At 41.8% G+C, this 14720-nt stretch carries 10 protein-coding genes; 9 read left to right on the top strand and 1 reads right to left on the bottom strand.

What is annotated here, in order from left to right:
* Positions 1–19 precede the first annotated feature (19 nt).
* The 5 genes from ntrB to UYI_RS0120465 all read left to right on the top strand — a co-directional run bounded on the left by ntrB (position 20) and on the right by UYI_RS0120465 (position 8460).
* Positions 20–862, top strand: coding sequence for a nitrate ABC transporter permease (gene ntrB, locus UYI_RS0120485; RefSeq protein ID WP_016868534.1), 843 nt, complete (start codon positions 20–22; stop codon positions 860–862).
* Positions 863–946: 84 nt separating this feature from the next.
* Positions 947–2932: an ABC transporter ATP-binding/substrate-binding protein gene (locus tag UYI_RS0120480; protein WP_016868533.1), complete on the top strand. Its 1986-nt coding sequence runs from the start codon at positions 947–949 to the stop codon at positions 2930–2932.
* A 107-nt stretch (positions 2933–3039) separates the two neighbouring features.
* The gene (locus UYI_RS0120475) at positions 3040–3888 is read left to right on the top strand and encodes a nitrate ABC transporter ATP-binding protein (RefSeq protein ID WP_016868532.1); all 849 of its coding nucleotides are present in this window, start codon (positions 3040–3042) and stop codon (positions 3886–3888) included.
* Positions 3889–4142: 254 nt separating this feature from the next.
* On the top strand, positions 4143–5645 hold the full coding sequence (locus UYI_RS0120470; protein ID WP_016868531.1) for a NarK family nitrate/nitrite MFS transporter: 1503 nt from the start codon (positions 4143–4145) through the stop codon (positions 5643–5645).
* Positions 5646–6177: 532 nt separating this feature from the next.
* Positions 6178–8460 (top strand): molybdopterin oxidoreductase family protein, encoded by a 2283-nt coding sequence (locus tag UYI_RS0120465; protein ID WP_016868530.1) that lies wholly within the window; start codon positions 6178–6180, stop codon positions 8458–8460.
* A 152-nt stretch (positions 8461–8612) separates the two neighbouring features.
* Here the strand turns inward: UYI_RS0120465 and UYI_RS0120460 are convergent, their stop codons facing one another.
* Positions 8613–9923, bottom strand: coding sequence for a pentapeptide repeat-containing protein (locus UYI_RS0120460; protein WP_016868529.1), 1311 nt, complete (start codon positions 9921–9923; stop codon positions 8613–8615).
* Between the two features lie 1223 nt (positions 9924–11146).
* On the opposite strand from UYI_RS0120460, the gene ffh reads away from it, so the two are divergent.
* From ffh to rpsU, 4 genes are all read left to right on the top strand, one after another.
* Positions 11147–12607 carry a signal recognition particle protein gene (gene ffh / locus UYI_RS0120455; RefSeq protein ID WP_016868528.1) on the top strand — a complete coding sequence of 487 codons (1461 nt, stop codon included), beginning with the start codon at positions 11147–11149 and terminating at the stop codon, positions 12605–12607.
* A gap of 467 nt (positions 12608–13074) precedes the next feature.
* Positions 13075–13335: a 30S ribosomal protein S16 gene (gene rpsP, locus UYI_RS0120450; RefSeq protein ID WP_009455154.1), complete on the top strand. Its 261-nt coding sequence runs from the start codon at positions 13075–13077 to the stop codon at positions 13333–13335.
* Positions 13298–13726, top strand: coding sequence for a KH domain-containing protein (locus UYI_RS0120445; protein WP_199332298.1), 429 nt, complete (start codon positions 13298–13300; stop codon positions 13724–13726). The genes rpsP and UYI_RS0120445 overlap by 38 nt, the downstream gene beginning before the upstream one ends.
* A 263-nt stretch (positions 13727–13989) precedes the next feature.
* Positions 13990–14166 carry a 30S ribosomal protein S21 gene (gene rpsU, locus UYI_RS0120440; RefSeq protein WP_009455158.1) on the top strand — a complete coding sequence of 59 codons (177 nt, stop codon included), beginning with the start codon at positions 13990–13992 and terminating at the stop codon, positions 14164–14166.
* The last annotated feature ends 554 nt before the right edge of the window (positions 14167–14720 follow it).

Here is a 14720-nt window from a genome sequence, read left to right as displayed (position 1 = left end):
CAATCGGAGAAATTAGAAAATGACAGCTACCCTTGGAAGCCGCACAATTAGAAAAAATCCCCGCAAAAATATTTCTAAAATAATTTTGAAAAAAGTTGTACCGCCAGCGGTAGCACTAATTGTCTTTCTAGTAATTTGGCAAATACTTTGTTTAAATCCTAATTTTAAATTACCTGGTCCAATAGAAACTTTCTCGGAAACTTGGGATCCTTTTATCATTCATCCATTTTTTGATAATGGTGAAAGTGATAAAGGCTTAGGCTGGCAAATACTAAATAGCTTGGGAAGAGTTGGTTTGGGCTTTTCTCTAGCAGCAATTGTGGGAATTTTCTTAGGAATTTTAATTGGTGCTAATAAATTACTCTATTCAGCCGTAGACCCCATTTTTCAAGTGTTACGGACTGTACCACCCTTGGCATGGCTACCAATTTCTTTGGCAGCATTTCAACAAGCTAATCCTTCAGCAATTTTCGTAATTTTCATTACGTCGATTTGGCCAATTTTGATTAATACCACAGTCGGTGTACAACAAATTCCCCAAGACTACATTAATGTAGCCAGAGTTTTACGGCTTAAAGGGCCAAAGTATTTCATAAAAATAGTCTTTCCTGCCACTGTTCCTTATATATTCACAGGCTTAAGAATTGGCATTGGTTTATCTTGGCTAGCAATTGTGGCGGCAGAAATGTTAGTAGGTGGTGTCGGAATTGGTTCATTTATTTGGGATGCTTACAACACTACAACCGAAACCAATTTAAGCGAAATTATCCTAGCGCTGATTTATGTTGGTTTAGTTGGCTTAATGCTAGATAGATTGGTTGGTTTTGTCGCCAGCAAAGTTGTACCCGAAGAACAAAAGTAGTCAAGAGTCAAGGGTCAATGGTCAATAGTTAAAAACTTAATGACTACTAACTACTAACTACTAACTACTAACTACTAACAAAAAATGACTACTTTTGTTGAAATCGACCACGTTGATCGCATATTTCACCTCCCCAATGGCGGTAAGTATATCGCCCTGAAAAATATTGATCTGAAAATCCGACAAGGGGAATTTATTTCTCTGATTGGACACTCTGGTTGTGGTAAATCTACCTTGCTCAATATCATTGCAGGTCTAGATCAAGCCAGTGTAGGCGGTGTGACTTTGGAAGGACGGGAGGTGAGAGATCCTGGCCCAGACCGGATGGTAGTATTCCAAAATTATTCACTGCTACCTTGGTTGACAGTGCGGGAAAACATCGCTTTAGCAGTGGATGAAGTCTATCAAAATAAGTCCAAAGCCGATCGCCACGCCATCGTCGAACAACACATCGATATGGTAGGGTTGCGTCCGGCGGCGAAAAAACGTCCAAGTGAATTATCCGGTGGGATGAAACAGCGAGTCGCGATCGCTCGTGCTTTGGCTATCCGTCCGAAGTTGTTACTGCTAGATGAACCCTTTGGGGCGTTGGATGCGCTTACACGGGGTAGTTTGCAAGAGCAACTGATGAAAATTTGTAATGAACACAACGTTACCTGTGTGATGGTGACGCACGATGTCGATGAAGCGTTATTGTTGAGCGATCGCGTCGTCATGCTTACCAACGGCCCAGAAGCACACATCGGGCAAATTCTGGAAGTGCCTATCCCCCGTCCCCGTCAACGCTTGGAAGTAGTCAATCATCCCAGCTACTACAATCTGCGGAATGAGATGATTTACTTCCTCAACCAACAAAAACAAGCTAAGAAACGCAAGGCTAAGGTTGAAGCACCTGCGATCGTCTCTCGTAATGGTTTAGAAAAAATCAATTTAGATATTGGATTTCTGCCTCTAACTGATGCTGCACCTTTAATTGTGGCAAAAGAGAAAGGCTTTTTTGCTAATTACGGTTTAGAACAAATAACCCTCAGCCGTGAACCCGATTGGCAAGAAATCGCCCAAGGTATTGCTACTGGCAGATTAGATGCCGCCCAGATGGTGGCTGGAATGCCCCTCGCCCTGACTTTGGGCGCTGCTGGCAAAACACCAATTCCCGTAGTCAATGCTCTCAATCTCTCCCGCAATGCTAACGCCATCACCTTAAGCAAAAGATTGTACAACGAAGGCGTCAGAAGTCTCGCAGACTTAAAAGCCGCAATTAACGCCTCTCCCGACAAAATTCTCACGTTGGGAATTGTGCATCCGACATCAATGCTGAACTTCATTCTGCGTTACTGGCTAGCATCTGGCGGTATAGATCCTGACAGAGATGTCAGCCTCACGGTAGTACCACCAACACAAATGGTTTCCCAACTCAAAGCCGGAAAGATTGACGGTTATTGTGCTGGAGAACCTTGGAACTACCTAGCTGTGCATGAAGACGTGGGCTTTGTGGCTGCTACTGCCCTAGAAATTTGGTCAGGACAGCCGAAAAAAGTGCTAGGAGTACGGGAAGATTGGGCGCAGAAGTACCCAGAAACTTACCTTGCCTTAGTCAAAGCACTGTTAGAAGCTTGCAAATACTGTGATGATCTTCGCAACCGTGAAGAGATTTTGGAATTAATTTGTCGTCCTCAGTACCTTGATATTGATCCAGTCTACGTCCGTCCTGGTTTCATCGATCCCTACGATCGCGGCGATGGAACACAACCCCAGGAACTAGCAGGATACAACCAGTTTTATCTCAATCAAACCAACTATCCCAACCGTACTGAATTGTTGTGGATGGTTACTCAAATGGCACGTTGGGGCTTAGTACCTTTTCCCAAAAACTGGGTAGAAGTGATTGAAAGAGTTTGCCGTACAGACATATTTGGCACGGCTGCCCGCGACTTAGGTTTACTCGATATCGGCGAAGATGACCCCATCCACTTATTTGATGGTAAAGTTTTTAACCCTTCAAAACCGCTTGAGTATCTCCAAAGCTTGGAAATCAAACGTCAGATCCGTGTTGAAGAAGTATTTATTTAGTGATTGGGAATCGGGGATCAGGGATCGGGGATCGGGAAGGCTAAAAACCAACAACCACTAACCACTAACCAACAACCAACAAGCAACCACCAACAAACAACAATATCATGCAAACAGTAAACGGAACTAACAGCGAAATTCAAATCAGTCAACTGCAAACTCAGAAGGCAGAAGACTTTCTTGTCATTGAAGGTGTAAACAAAATCTATCCCACTGCTGATGGGCCTTACACCGTATTAGATGGAGTGAACCTCAAAGTTCGTGAAGGTGAATTTGTTTGTATCATCGGTCACTCTGGCTGCGGGAAATCAACACTGCTGAATATGGTTTCTGGTTTCAATACACCCACTGATGGTGTAGTTATGCTACAAAACAACCCCGTTACCGAACCAGGACCAGACCGGATGATGGTATTTCAAAATTACTGCTTGCTGCCTTGGTTGAGTGTCTTTGATAACGTTTACCTGGCTGTAGACACCGTATTTCCCCGCAAAACGCAGGCAGAAAAACGAGCGATTGTCAAAGAACATTTGGCAATGGTGGGATTGACAGAAGCCGCTGACAAGAAACCCAGTCAAATTTCTGGTGGGATGAAACAGCGAGTCGCGATCGCCCGCGCCCTTTCTATCCGTCCCCAAGTTTTGATTCTAGACGAACCCTTTGGGGCATTAGATGCCATCACCAGAGAAGAATTGCAAGAAGAATTGCTGCAAATTTGGCGTAAACATCGCGTCACAATCCTAATGATTACTCATGACATTGACGAGGCATTGTTTTTAGCAGACAGGCTAGTAATGATGACTAACGGTCCAGCTGCCAGAATTGGTGAAGTCCTCAATATTCCTTTTGCCCGTCCTCGCAATCGTCGCCGCATTATGGAAGACCCCCAATACTATAACTTGCGGAACTACGCCCTAGATTTCCTGTATCGTCGCTGCGCTCATCTTGAGGAGTAGGGATCGGGGATTGGGAGGTGGGGAGATGGGGGGAGTGTGAGGGGTATGAGGAGTGTGAGGATTGGAAAATAACTACTAACCAATGTAGAGACGTGCCATGGCACGTCTGGTACAACCACCAACCACTAACTACTAACCACTAACCACCAACCACCAACCACCAACCACCAACCACTAACCACTAACCACTAACCACCAACCACCAACCACCAACCACTAACCAACAACCAGCAACAACCAACCACCAACACCTTATGCTAAAAGGATTATTTTCATTCAACGGTCGCTACCGCATCTTACATTTGACTTGGTTTGCTTTCTTTCTCACTTTTGTATGCTGGTTTAACTTTGCTCCCTTTGCAACAACCATTGGCAAACAGCTAAACCTCACACCAGAGCAAGTCAAAACTTTGGGTATCTGTAACCTCGCTTTAACTATTCCAGCACGCATCATCATTGGTATGCTGCTGGATCGTTTTGGCCCGAGAATAACCTATTCTTTACTGCTCATCTTTGCCTCTGTTCCTTGTTTAGCAACAGCACTATCACAGAATTTTGACCATTTAGTCATTAGTCGTTTGTTGATGGGTATTGTTGGCGCTGGGTTTGTGGTGGGTATCCGTATGGTGTCAGAATGGTTCCCGCCCAAAGAAATTGGTATTGCCCAAGGCATTTACGGTGGTTGGGGTAATTTTGGCGCTTTTGGGGCAGAGTTTACTTTACCAACAATTGCAGTTGCTGCCAGTTTTATGAATGGTGGTGCTTCTAATTGGCGATTTGCGATCGCTCTTACAGGTATCATTGCTGCAATTTACGGTCTAATTTATTACAACAGTGTTCAAGATACGCCTGTTGGTAAAGTCTACAAGCGTCCTAAGAAAAATGGTGCTTTGGAAGTAACAAGTGTGAAAAGCTTTTGGGCACTGATTATCTCCAATTTTGGTTTAATTTTTGCTCTCGGTTTATTAGCTTGGCGTTTGGCACAAAAGAATATTCACTTTTTCACTCAAAGCCAAATGTATTTGGTTTGGTTGCTGTTAGCAGGATTGTTTGCTTACCAAACTTACAAAGCTTATCAAGTCAATAAAGAACTTTTAATTGGCAAGAAAACTTATGCTCCTTCAGAACGTTATCAATTTAGACAAGTAGCATTACTAGAGTTCACTTACGTTACCAATTTTGGCTCTGAACTTGCTGTAGTTTCCATGCTACCTGCTTTCTTTGAAAAAACCTTTGGTTTGGAGCATGTGGTCGCTGGGATGATTGCCGCTACCTATCCATTTTTGAATTTAATTTCTCGTCCTAGTGGTGGCTTAATTTCTGATAAGTTTGGCTCTCGAAAATGGACGATGACAATCATTAGCGGCGGAATTGCTGTCGGTTATTTGATGGCTCATTTTATTAACAGTAGCTGGCCGATTCCTTTAGCGATCGTTGTGACTATGTTTGCTGCTTATTTTGCTCAAGCTGGCTGTGGTGCAACCTATAGTATTGCACCTCTAATTAAAAAAGAAGCCACAGGACAGATCGCAGGTAATGTAGGTGCTTACGGTAATTTTGGTGGGGTTGTTTATCTGACGATTTTTAGCTTAACTGACGCCTCAACACTGTTTTCTACAATGGGTATAGCTGCAATGATGTGTGCTTTTATGTGTGGCTTTTTCCTCAAAGAACCCAAAGATTCTTTTGCTGGTGCTTATGAGGGTGAATTGCAAGAAACAACAACTAAAAGGTCTGCCATCTTCACAGAAGAATAGAATTATTTTTCAATCTGTGTGAAGATCCCCGACTTCTCTAATAAGTCGGGGATATGTGCCTCTAAATTTTCACAATTTAAATAGAATTACCAAATATAATTAAATTAATATTTATCAGTACTTACGCCGAAATCGCCAAATAAATTAGCTTTTTGAACCGCCAAGAGACCAAGAACGCCAAGAATTTATAGAGTGGCGTCAGTCATATTTATAAATAAAAACTATCTAGTAAATAGAAAAAATATTCAGACAAATTTTAAAAGTGTATCAGGATAAACATTTTGTTTGTTTGAATTGATATCTAATAGTTATAAAGACTTATTTTAGTAGTTTATCTATATTTAGATAAACTGAATTATGAGTTTATAATAACTCAAATTAGCAATTTTTATCCATGCTAAATTCAAATATTTTTTGACGGGCATTTAGTTGATATTTCTATGGTTTAAAAACACCGAATTTAATTGAGTTCCTATTCTATTAACCTGGAATTTCAATATTTAAAAAATCAGTGAAAACTGTGTAATTATATATGACTGAAGTTACTAAAACACTCTGTCCTTACTGTGGTGTTGGCTGTGGTCTAGAAGTTTCACCTCCAGCACAACCTGGCAAAGCAACTCATCGAGATAGTCAAGGGAACCCAATTTGGCGGGTGCGGGGTGATAAAGCCCATCCATCTAGTCAAGGCATGGTTTGCGTTAAAGGTGCAACGATCGCTGAGTCTCTAGATAAAAACAGACTGCATTATCCAATGGTGCGTGACTCCCTAGATCAGAAGTTTCGACGCGTGAGTTGGGATGAAGCTTTTGATTTGATCACCAAACGCATTCAAACTGTGCGTTTCACTCAGGGGCCAGAAGCGATATGCATGTATGGTTCTGGTCAGTTTCAAACTGAGGACTACTACATAGCCCAGAAACTGCTCAAAGGATGCTTGGGTAGCAATAATTTTGATGCTAACTCCCGCTTGTGCATGTCTAGTGCTGTAGCTGGTTACATCCAAAGCTTTGGTGCGGATGGGCCTCCCTGCTGCTACGAAGACTTGGAGTTAACTGACTGTGCATTCTTGATTGGTACTAACACAGCGGAATGTCACCCCATTGTTTTTAACCGACTGGAAAAATACCACAAAAAGAACCGTAAGGTAAAAATGATTGTGGTTGATCCCCGTCGTACACCCACCGCAGAAGCTGCTGATTTACATTTAGCAATTCGTCCTGGTACAGATATCGACTTGTTGAATGGCATTGCTCACTTGTTGATGCGTTGGAACTACATTGATGTCGGGTTTATTGATGACTGTACCAGCAACTTCCCCGCCTATGCTGAGGTAATCCGTCATTATTCTCCAGAAATAGTAGCTGACCGTTGCGGGATTGATGTCAAAGATTTGGAAACAGCAGCTAGGTACTGGGGTGAATCACAACGTGTCCTATCTTTGTGGTCAATGGGTGTAAATCAATCTTCCGAAGGTACAGCCAAGGTTAGAACAATTATTAATCTGCACTTGATGACTGGACAGATTGGCAAGCCAGGGGCGGGGCCATTCTCCCTCACAGGTCAACCCAACGCGATGGGAGGTAGAGAAGCCGGAGGATTAGCCCATTTGTTACCTGGTTATCGCTTGGTGAAGAATCCCCAGCACCGCGCGGAAGTGGAAGAAGTGTGGGGACTGAAGCGGGGGCAAATTTCACCTAATCCCGGTTTGACGGCTTGGGATATGATTACTGGCTTGGAAGATGGCACTGTCGGCTTACTGTGGATCGCTGCTACCAATCCGGCGGTGAGTATGCCAGATTTGGAACGAACCAAAGCAGCTTTGATGCGATCGCCTTTTACTATTTACCAAGACGCCTATTACCCCACAGAAACTGCTACTTACGCTCATGTCCTCCTACCTGCTGCCCAATGGAGTGAGAAAACTGGCGTCATGACCAATTCTGAACGTACAGTTACCCTGTGTCCAGCATTTCGCCGTCCACCAGGAGAAGCGAAAGCAGATTGGGAAATCTTTGCTGAAATTGGGCGGAGATTGGGTTTTGTTGGGGAATTCGCCTTTGCTAACTCCGCCGAAGTTTATGCAGAGTTTGTCAAATTAACTCGCGATCGCCCCTGCGATATGACAGGGTTAAGTCATGAGCAATTGCGATCCCAAGGCCCGACTCAATGGCCCCATCCTGCTGAGGAGATGGGGAGAACTGGAGATGGGGAGAAAGAAGATGGGGAGATGGGGAGAACTGGAGATGGGGAGATAAATTTCACCCCACCACTCCACCACAAAAGTCCCAGCACTCAATCATCTAAAAGGCTATACACCAATCTCCGCTTTCACACCCCCGACGGACGCGCCAGGTTTGGGGCATATCACTCGCGGGGACTAGCAGAACCACCAGATCCTGATTATCCTTTTGTGCTGACCACTGGTAGACTTTACGGACATTGGCACACCCTGACACGTACCGGTCGGATTGAAAAAACTCGGCAAATGCACCCCGAACCATTTATCGAAATTCATCCCCGTGATGCCGCTAGATTAGAAATTACTGATAACCAATTAGTGGAAGTGCGATCGCGCCGTTCTAAAACTTTCTTCCCTGCCAAAATCACCAAAGCGATCGCCCCTGGTACAGTGTTTGTCCCGATGCATTGGGGGGCACTGTGGGCAGACAACGCCGAAGCTAATGCCCTCACCCATCCTGAATCTTGCCCCGATTCTCTACAACCAGAATTAAAAGCCTGCGCAGTGCAGTTAATACCAGTTACAGCTGGGTTAACAGTTAACGCCAAAGTGTCAATCGCTGCAAAAATCTAATTAACGGTTCCTTAACATAAATATCTCTGGGTGGAAGGAATTAATTCAAATTTTCTCTACTTTTATGAAACCACCCAGAGATATTGCTAGTCATAGCAGGCAGTAAAAACACGCTGGTTTATAAAAACTCTCACAAAAGAAGCGATCGCCTTTTACTCATCTTCAAACACAGCCCCTCGTAGTTTTAACTCTAGCTTCATCTCCAAAGAAAGTCCCTGATTATAGCCAAACAGAGCATTATCTACTTTCGCCCGTGTAAATTTGACATTACTCAAATCAGTATTTCTCAAGTCAGCACCTTGGAGATTTGCATCCTCAAAATCGGCATTTCTTAAATCTGTGTGCTTATTTTTATGATTTAAAATTTCCCAAACTAAACGCCATTTATAATCTAACTTTGTTGCCTGGTTAATTTTCACAGACTTTAAGTTTGCACCACTCAAATTAGCTCCACGCAAGTCAGCACCTTCTAAATTTGCACCTTCTAAATTCGCATCTTCTAAGTTGGCATGATCTAATCTAGCACCTAATAACTGGGTACCATAGAGGTTGGCATTCTTCAGGTTGGCATTTCTCAGTTTGGCTCCACTCAACTGAGCATTTTTGAGAACAGCATAGCTAAGATTGGCATGATTTAACTTAGCACTGCTCATGTAAGCATTACTTAAGTCTGTATTTACCAATTTAGCGTTGTTCAAATTACCATTCCACAAATACACACCACTTAGATTACCTTTAGTAAGATTTGCACTCATAAACCGAGCATCACTAAGGTTAGCACTGCTGAGGTTTACACCCACTAATTCAGCATTGCTCAAGTCGGCACTACTAAGATTGGTATGTTCAAGATTCGCATTGCTGAGATCAGCACCTATTAGTTGAACGCTACTAAGATTAGCACTTACTAATTGAACACTCGAAAGTTTTGTACTGCTAAGATTAGCATCACTGAGGTTAGCGTAGTTAAGATTAGCCTCACTGAGGTTAGCACCACTGAGATTCGCTCCATTCAGGTAGGCATTGCTAAGATTAACGCCCACCAACTCAGCATGGCTTAAGTTAGCAAGAATTAAGCTTGCAGTATTTAAATCTTGTCCTATTATTTCCTGATTTAATTTTTTTTGAAGTATATTTTGGTTCACATCAATTTCTTGATTTTGGTTGATTTTCAAATTATTACTATTGCTATTTTTAAATAAAAAATTAATCTCAAAATTATATTTATCAAAATTATTTAATAGTTTTTTTATTAATTTATTTAACAATATTTGTTTATTAAAAACAACAAAAAAACTGGCTAATATAAAACTCAAAACTATTACAAATATCGATAGTTCACCATTTGTCATCAGCAGCATCACTATAAAACCTAAGCTAACTAAAGTCATTTGCAAAACCGATAAAATTAACTTTGCTTTAGCTTTTCTACTAAAATTAATCTTTTTTCGATTGGCTATAGTCATGCTAATATCCTCCATTCTTTACTGAAAAGAAACTAAAATTAATCTCAAAGATAACTATGAGTGAAAATATAAATGTTTATTTCGTATGAAGATTCACAACCTTTTATACTAAAACTAGTATAATTTTAGAAAATAAAGGCTATGTTTACCAATTAAAAGTTAAGAGTAAAAAACATTGATAAAATCTATTACTTAATTCAAAAATTAATTAGAATATGCCTTCTAGATCGGCAATCCAGAATGAATTAAGAATAAATTGATAGAATTTAACCCATGATAAGCAGTAATAATTTTTACACTTTTATCTGAAACTTTCCAGATGTCAATAGGCAAAAATTATTTTTTGTCGATACAATTTTGTATTTTATTTAGCCTGTATAGGCTAATTTGTACTAAAAATCAAGATACTATAAAATTCTTAACCTAAGCCATTTGCCTTAAGCATAGGGATCGGGAAGAGATTTTTATGCGATCGCTGTGTGATTTATCGCATGACTGTCCAGCTTGAGATTGATTCAAAGTTATATAATTGATTATATAGAAGTATAGTAATATTGCTATACTGCCAATAATGCTAATATAGCTCTTGCTGTCTCAGTATTTGTCTTTTAAAAAACTACAATATAGTAAGTGTTATTTTGCCTTCAAATTTCGATATCTAAAAACTTATCTGACAAATAGCTCTAAATAGCTATTTGTTGAAAACGCTCATTTACATAATAAATTTAAATTGAGACCCATCAATGAGAGCAAAATAAAAAACGTCAGAATTAGCTCCATCTAACAAAGGAAGAGATATAATTTAGGTTTACACAATAATTTTAATAATTTGATGACAACACAAGAGCTTACTTATAATGTTTTGTACTTAATCAGTTTTTATTATTCTCAAGAATTTTGAAGTAAAAAATATTCTAAGTATAATTTCATTATCTCTACATCCAAGTACATGGGTATTTTATGGCAACACTTGGAGAGCAAAACTACTAAGCTGGTAAATAGCACCTTCAAAATCTACCATAATTTCTGGTCTTGTGATTTAGAATTGGCTAACGTCTGTTTGAGGCAAAAGCCCCTAGACCAGTGAACAGTGAACAGTTATCAGTGAACAGACTGATGGTGGGGGATTTAAACCTAAAAACGAAGATGCGCTCTTGACTGATAACTGATAACTGATAACTTTTATATCACTAGTTAACTACCTGTAAACAAATTTAATTGCTATGTTTGATGCACTTGCTGACCGTTTAGAAGCTGCTTGGAAAAAACTGCGGGGACAGGACAAAATTTCCCAATCTAATATTCAGGATGCTTTACGGGAAGTCCGCCGCGCTCTGTTGGAGGCAGATGTCAATCTCCAGGTAGTTAAAGAATTTATTAGTGAAGTTGAAGCTAAGGCACAGGGAGCCGAGGTTATTGCTGGCGTGCGTCCTGACCAACAGTTCATCAAAATTGTTTACGATGAATTGGTGCAGGTCATGGGGGAAACAAATGTACCCCTAGCACAAGCACAAAATCCACCCACGATAGTTTTAATGGCTGGGTTGCAGGGAACAGGTAAAACCACTGCGACTGCTAAGTTGGCTTTACACCTACGTAAAATTGATCGCACCTGCTTGATGGTAGCAACAGACGTGTATCGTCCAGCAGCGATCGAGCAACTGGTAACACTGGGTAAACAAATTGACGTACCAGTGTTTGAGATGGGAAGTGATGCTGATCCTGTAGAAATAGCTCGTTTGGGTGTAGAGCGCGGCAGAGCCGAAAATGTTGATACTGTAATTATTGATACTGCTGGACGTCTGCAAATAGACGCAGATATGATGGCAGAATTAGCCCGGATCAAAGAAGTCGTCCAACCCCACGAAACCCTCTTGGTTGTGGACGCGATGACCGGTCAAGAAGCGGCTAATTTGACTCGTACCTTTCACGAACAAATTGGTATTACTGGTGCAATTCTCACCAAGCTGGATGGTGATAGCCGTGGAGGGGCAGCGTTATCAGTACGCAGAATCTCAGGAGCGCCAATTAAGTTTGTTGGTGTTGGTGAGAAAGTTGAGGCTCTGCAACCATTTTATCCCGATCGCATGGCTTCGCGAATTCTGGGCATGGGCGATGTTCTCACTTTGGTGGAAAAAGCCCAAGAAGAGTTTGACTTGGCTGATGCCGAGAAAATGCAAGAAAAAATTCTTGCGGCCAAGTTCGACTTTACCGACTTTCTTAAGCAACTACGCTTGCTGAAAAACATGGGTTCCTTGGGCGGCATCCTGAAGTTAATTCCAGGGATGAACAAACTTAGCGCTGATCAGTTGCAGCAAGGAGAAACTCAGCTCAAGCGCTGTGAAGCAATGATCAATTCCATGACCCAAGAAGAACGTAAAAATCCAGATTTATTGGCTAGTTCGCCTAGCCGACGACGGCGGATTGCGGGTGGGAGTGGTTATAAAGAAGCGGATGTCAGTAAGCTAGTAAGTGACTTCCAAAAGATGCGTTCTCTTATGCAGCAAATGGGTCAGGGTAGCTTTCCTGGTATGCCGGGAATGTTTGGCGGCGGTATGGGCAATCCTCTAGCTGCCGGTGGCAATCGTCCTACTCCTCCCGGATGGCGGGGTTATAGTGGCGGTGCTAGTGCCAAAAAGAAGCCCAAGAAGGACAAAAAGAAGAAAGGCTTTGGTACTTTATAGTCAATGGTCAATTTTCAAGGGTCAATTGTCAATGGTAAGAGATTCTTACTTTTGACTATGGACTATGGACAATTGACAACTGACTAATAGCAGTTCAGCCTGTGCAAGTGCTAAAATTAGCATTCCAGTATGCAAGTTATGATCTTCTTTAAATGAGGAACTAACACAAACTGATGAACAAATTAAATTTCTTGTAAAAGTCACTTTTGCAAGAGTCGGGTAAAGGTTAAAGGGCAAAGGAAAAAACTTGATGGTGGAGAGATTGGAAGATGAAGAGGTGGGTGAGTGGGAGAAGTGTGAGGGGTAGGAGGAGTGGAAGAAGACCAAAAAGTATTTTCTTCCCTACTCCCCCTACTCTCCCTACTCCCCCTACTCCCCCTACTCCCCACACCCCCTTACCCCTGACCCAAATCCTTATTAACTATCTGCCAACTCATTGCTAACAATAGGAGAATAGTCCCTCAATCATGATTAAATTGCGCTTGAAGCGATACGGTAAAAAGCGGGAAGCGAGCTATCGCATAATTGCTATTAACAGCCTTGCTCGCCGCGATGGTCGTCCCCTGGAAGAACTGGGATACTATAACCCCAGAACCGATGAAGTACGACTGGATGTTCCCGGGATCGTCAAGCGACTACAACAAGGTGCCCAACCAACTGACACCGTGCGTCGCATCCTACAGAAAGCCAATGTCTTTGAACAGGTCAGTGCAAAAGCCGCTTCCTAAGTTTGTTACAAAATCCCCAACAGTAAGTCCTGACTACGTTGGGTTAGTACGTTTTTTAATGCAGCCGTTTTTAGAATCTCCTGAGTCTTTGAGCGTCGATTGTGAAATGTATCACACCCGCAAGCGGGCTTGGATTCGCATCGCTTTTGAAAGCACAGACAAAGGTAAAGTGTTTGGTAGGGGAGGACGCAATATCCAGGCGATTCGTACAGTCATTGCTGCTGCTGCTGAAGCTGCTGGTCACTCAGTATACTTAGATATATATGGCAGCAATGGTGTTGGTCGAGAGAGCGCAGCTTTTGAAGAAGAGGGAGAAGAGCGATTGCCCTCGAAATCAAGAGAAAGACGCACTAACGGAAGCCGTCCTGTGATTAAATCTCGTTCCCGCTAGTCTAAACTACGGAAAAAATGGGGTTAAAAATCAACAAAGCACAAAGGCAGACTAAGACCATGACCCCGGAATCAAATCCGGTTACTCAATCATGAGTGTACCCAACATGGCATCTGCCAATGAGACAGGAGAACCCAACTATAACCGCAAGGTTTGTTTGTGGGTACTTTACAAATAAAACTCTGCCACTAGTAGATATTACTTGTGGTGTACAAATGGAGTAAGTGACTCAGATAATCTCTGTAAGGAGGTGAAACCAGAGAGTGGCTGAAGTCCGTTTAGGTGAAAATGAGTCGATTGACTCGGCACTAAGACGCTTTAAAAAGAAAATTCAAAAAGCTGGAATTTTATCTGAAGTCAAGCGTCGCGAAAGATACGAAAAACCTAGTCTGCGTCGTAAGCGCAAAGAGGAGGCTGCACGTAAAGGTAGTCGCTACTAAAACTAAAAGCTTTCAGCAGTCTGTAGTTAGCAATTAACTACAAAGTTGACAGCTTGATTGAAGGTTTGCAAACAGTTGTTGTAGCCAAACCTATAAAATTAGAGATGCTTGACTTTCCCACCCCTAAAAACCCCTAAACAGGGGTGGGGTTTTGTAGATTTTATTAACCCTTTAGAACCAGAAGATTGGAAATTCTAAGTTACGTCTAATGTGAATTAACAAAGGCGCTAATAGATCATGGGAAATACTCAACAAACCAATGACCACCCAACCACCCATGAAAGATCCATCTGTGTTATCTGTGTTTATCGGTGTGTATCGGTGGTCGATTTCTAAAAAAACGTTTTTTACCAGGCGCAAGGAATATTGCGTCTCCATATTCAATTCACATCAGGCGTAAGTTAGAAAGAACTAAGAAATTGATAATTATAAAAGTAGAACTTAAACAAAGTAAATTATTTTTTATCTACCCTTCGGAAAGGCAGAGGGCAGTTGCGATGAAAAAATTTCACGAGCTTTGCCATGAAAACCTCACCCCCTACCCCTCTCCTTGC

Source organism: Fischerella muscicola PCC 7414 (assembly GCF_000317205.1).
GTDB lineage: Bacteria > Cyanobacteriota > Cyanobacteriia > Cyanobacteriales > Nostocaceae > Fischerella > Fischerella muscicola.
The sequence above is the reverse complement of the archived record's forward strand: the minus strand, read 5'-3'. Positions and strand labels throughout refer to the sequence as shown.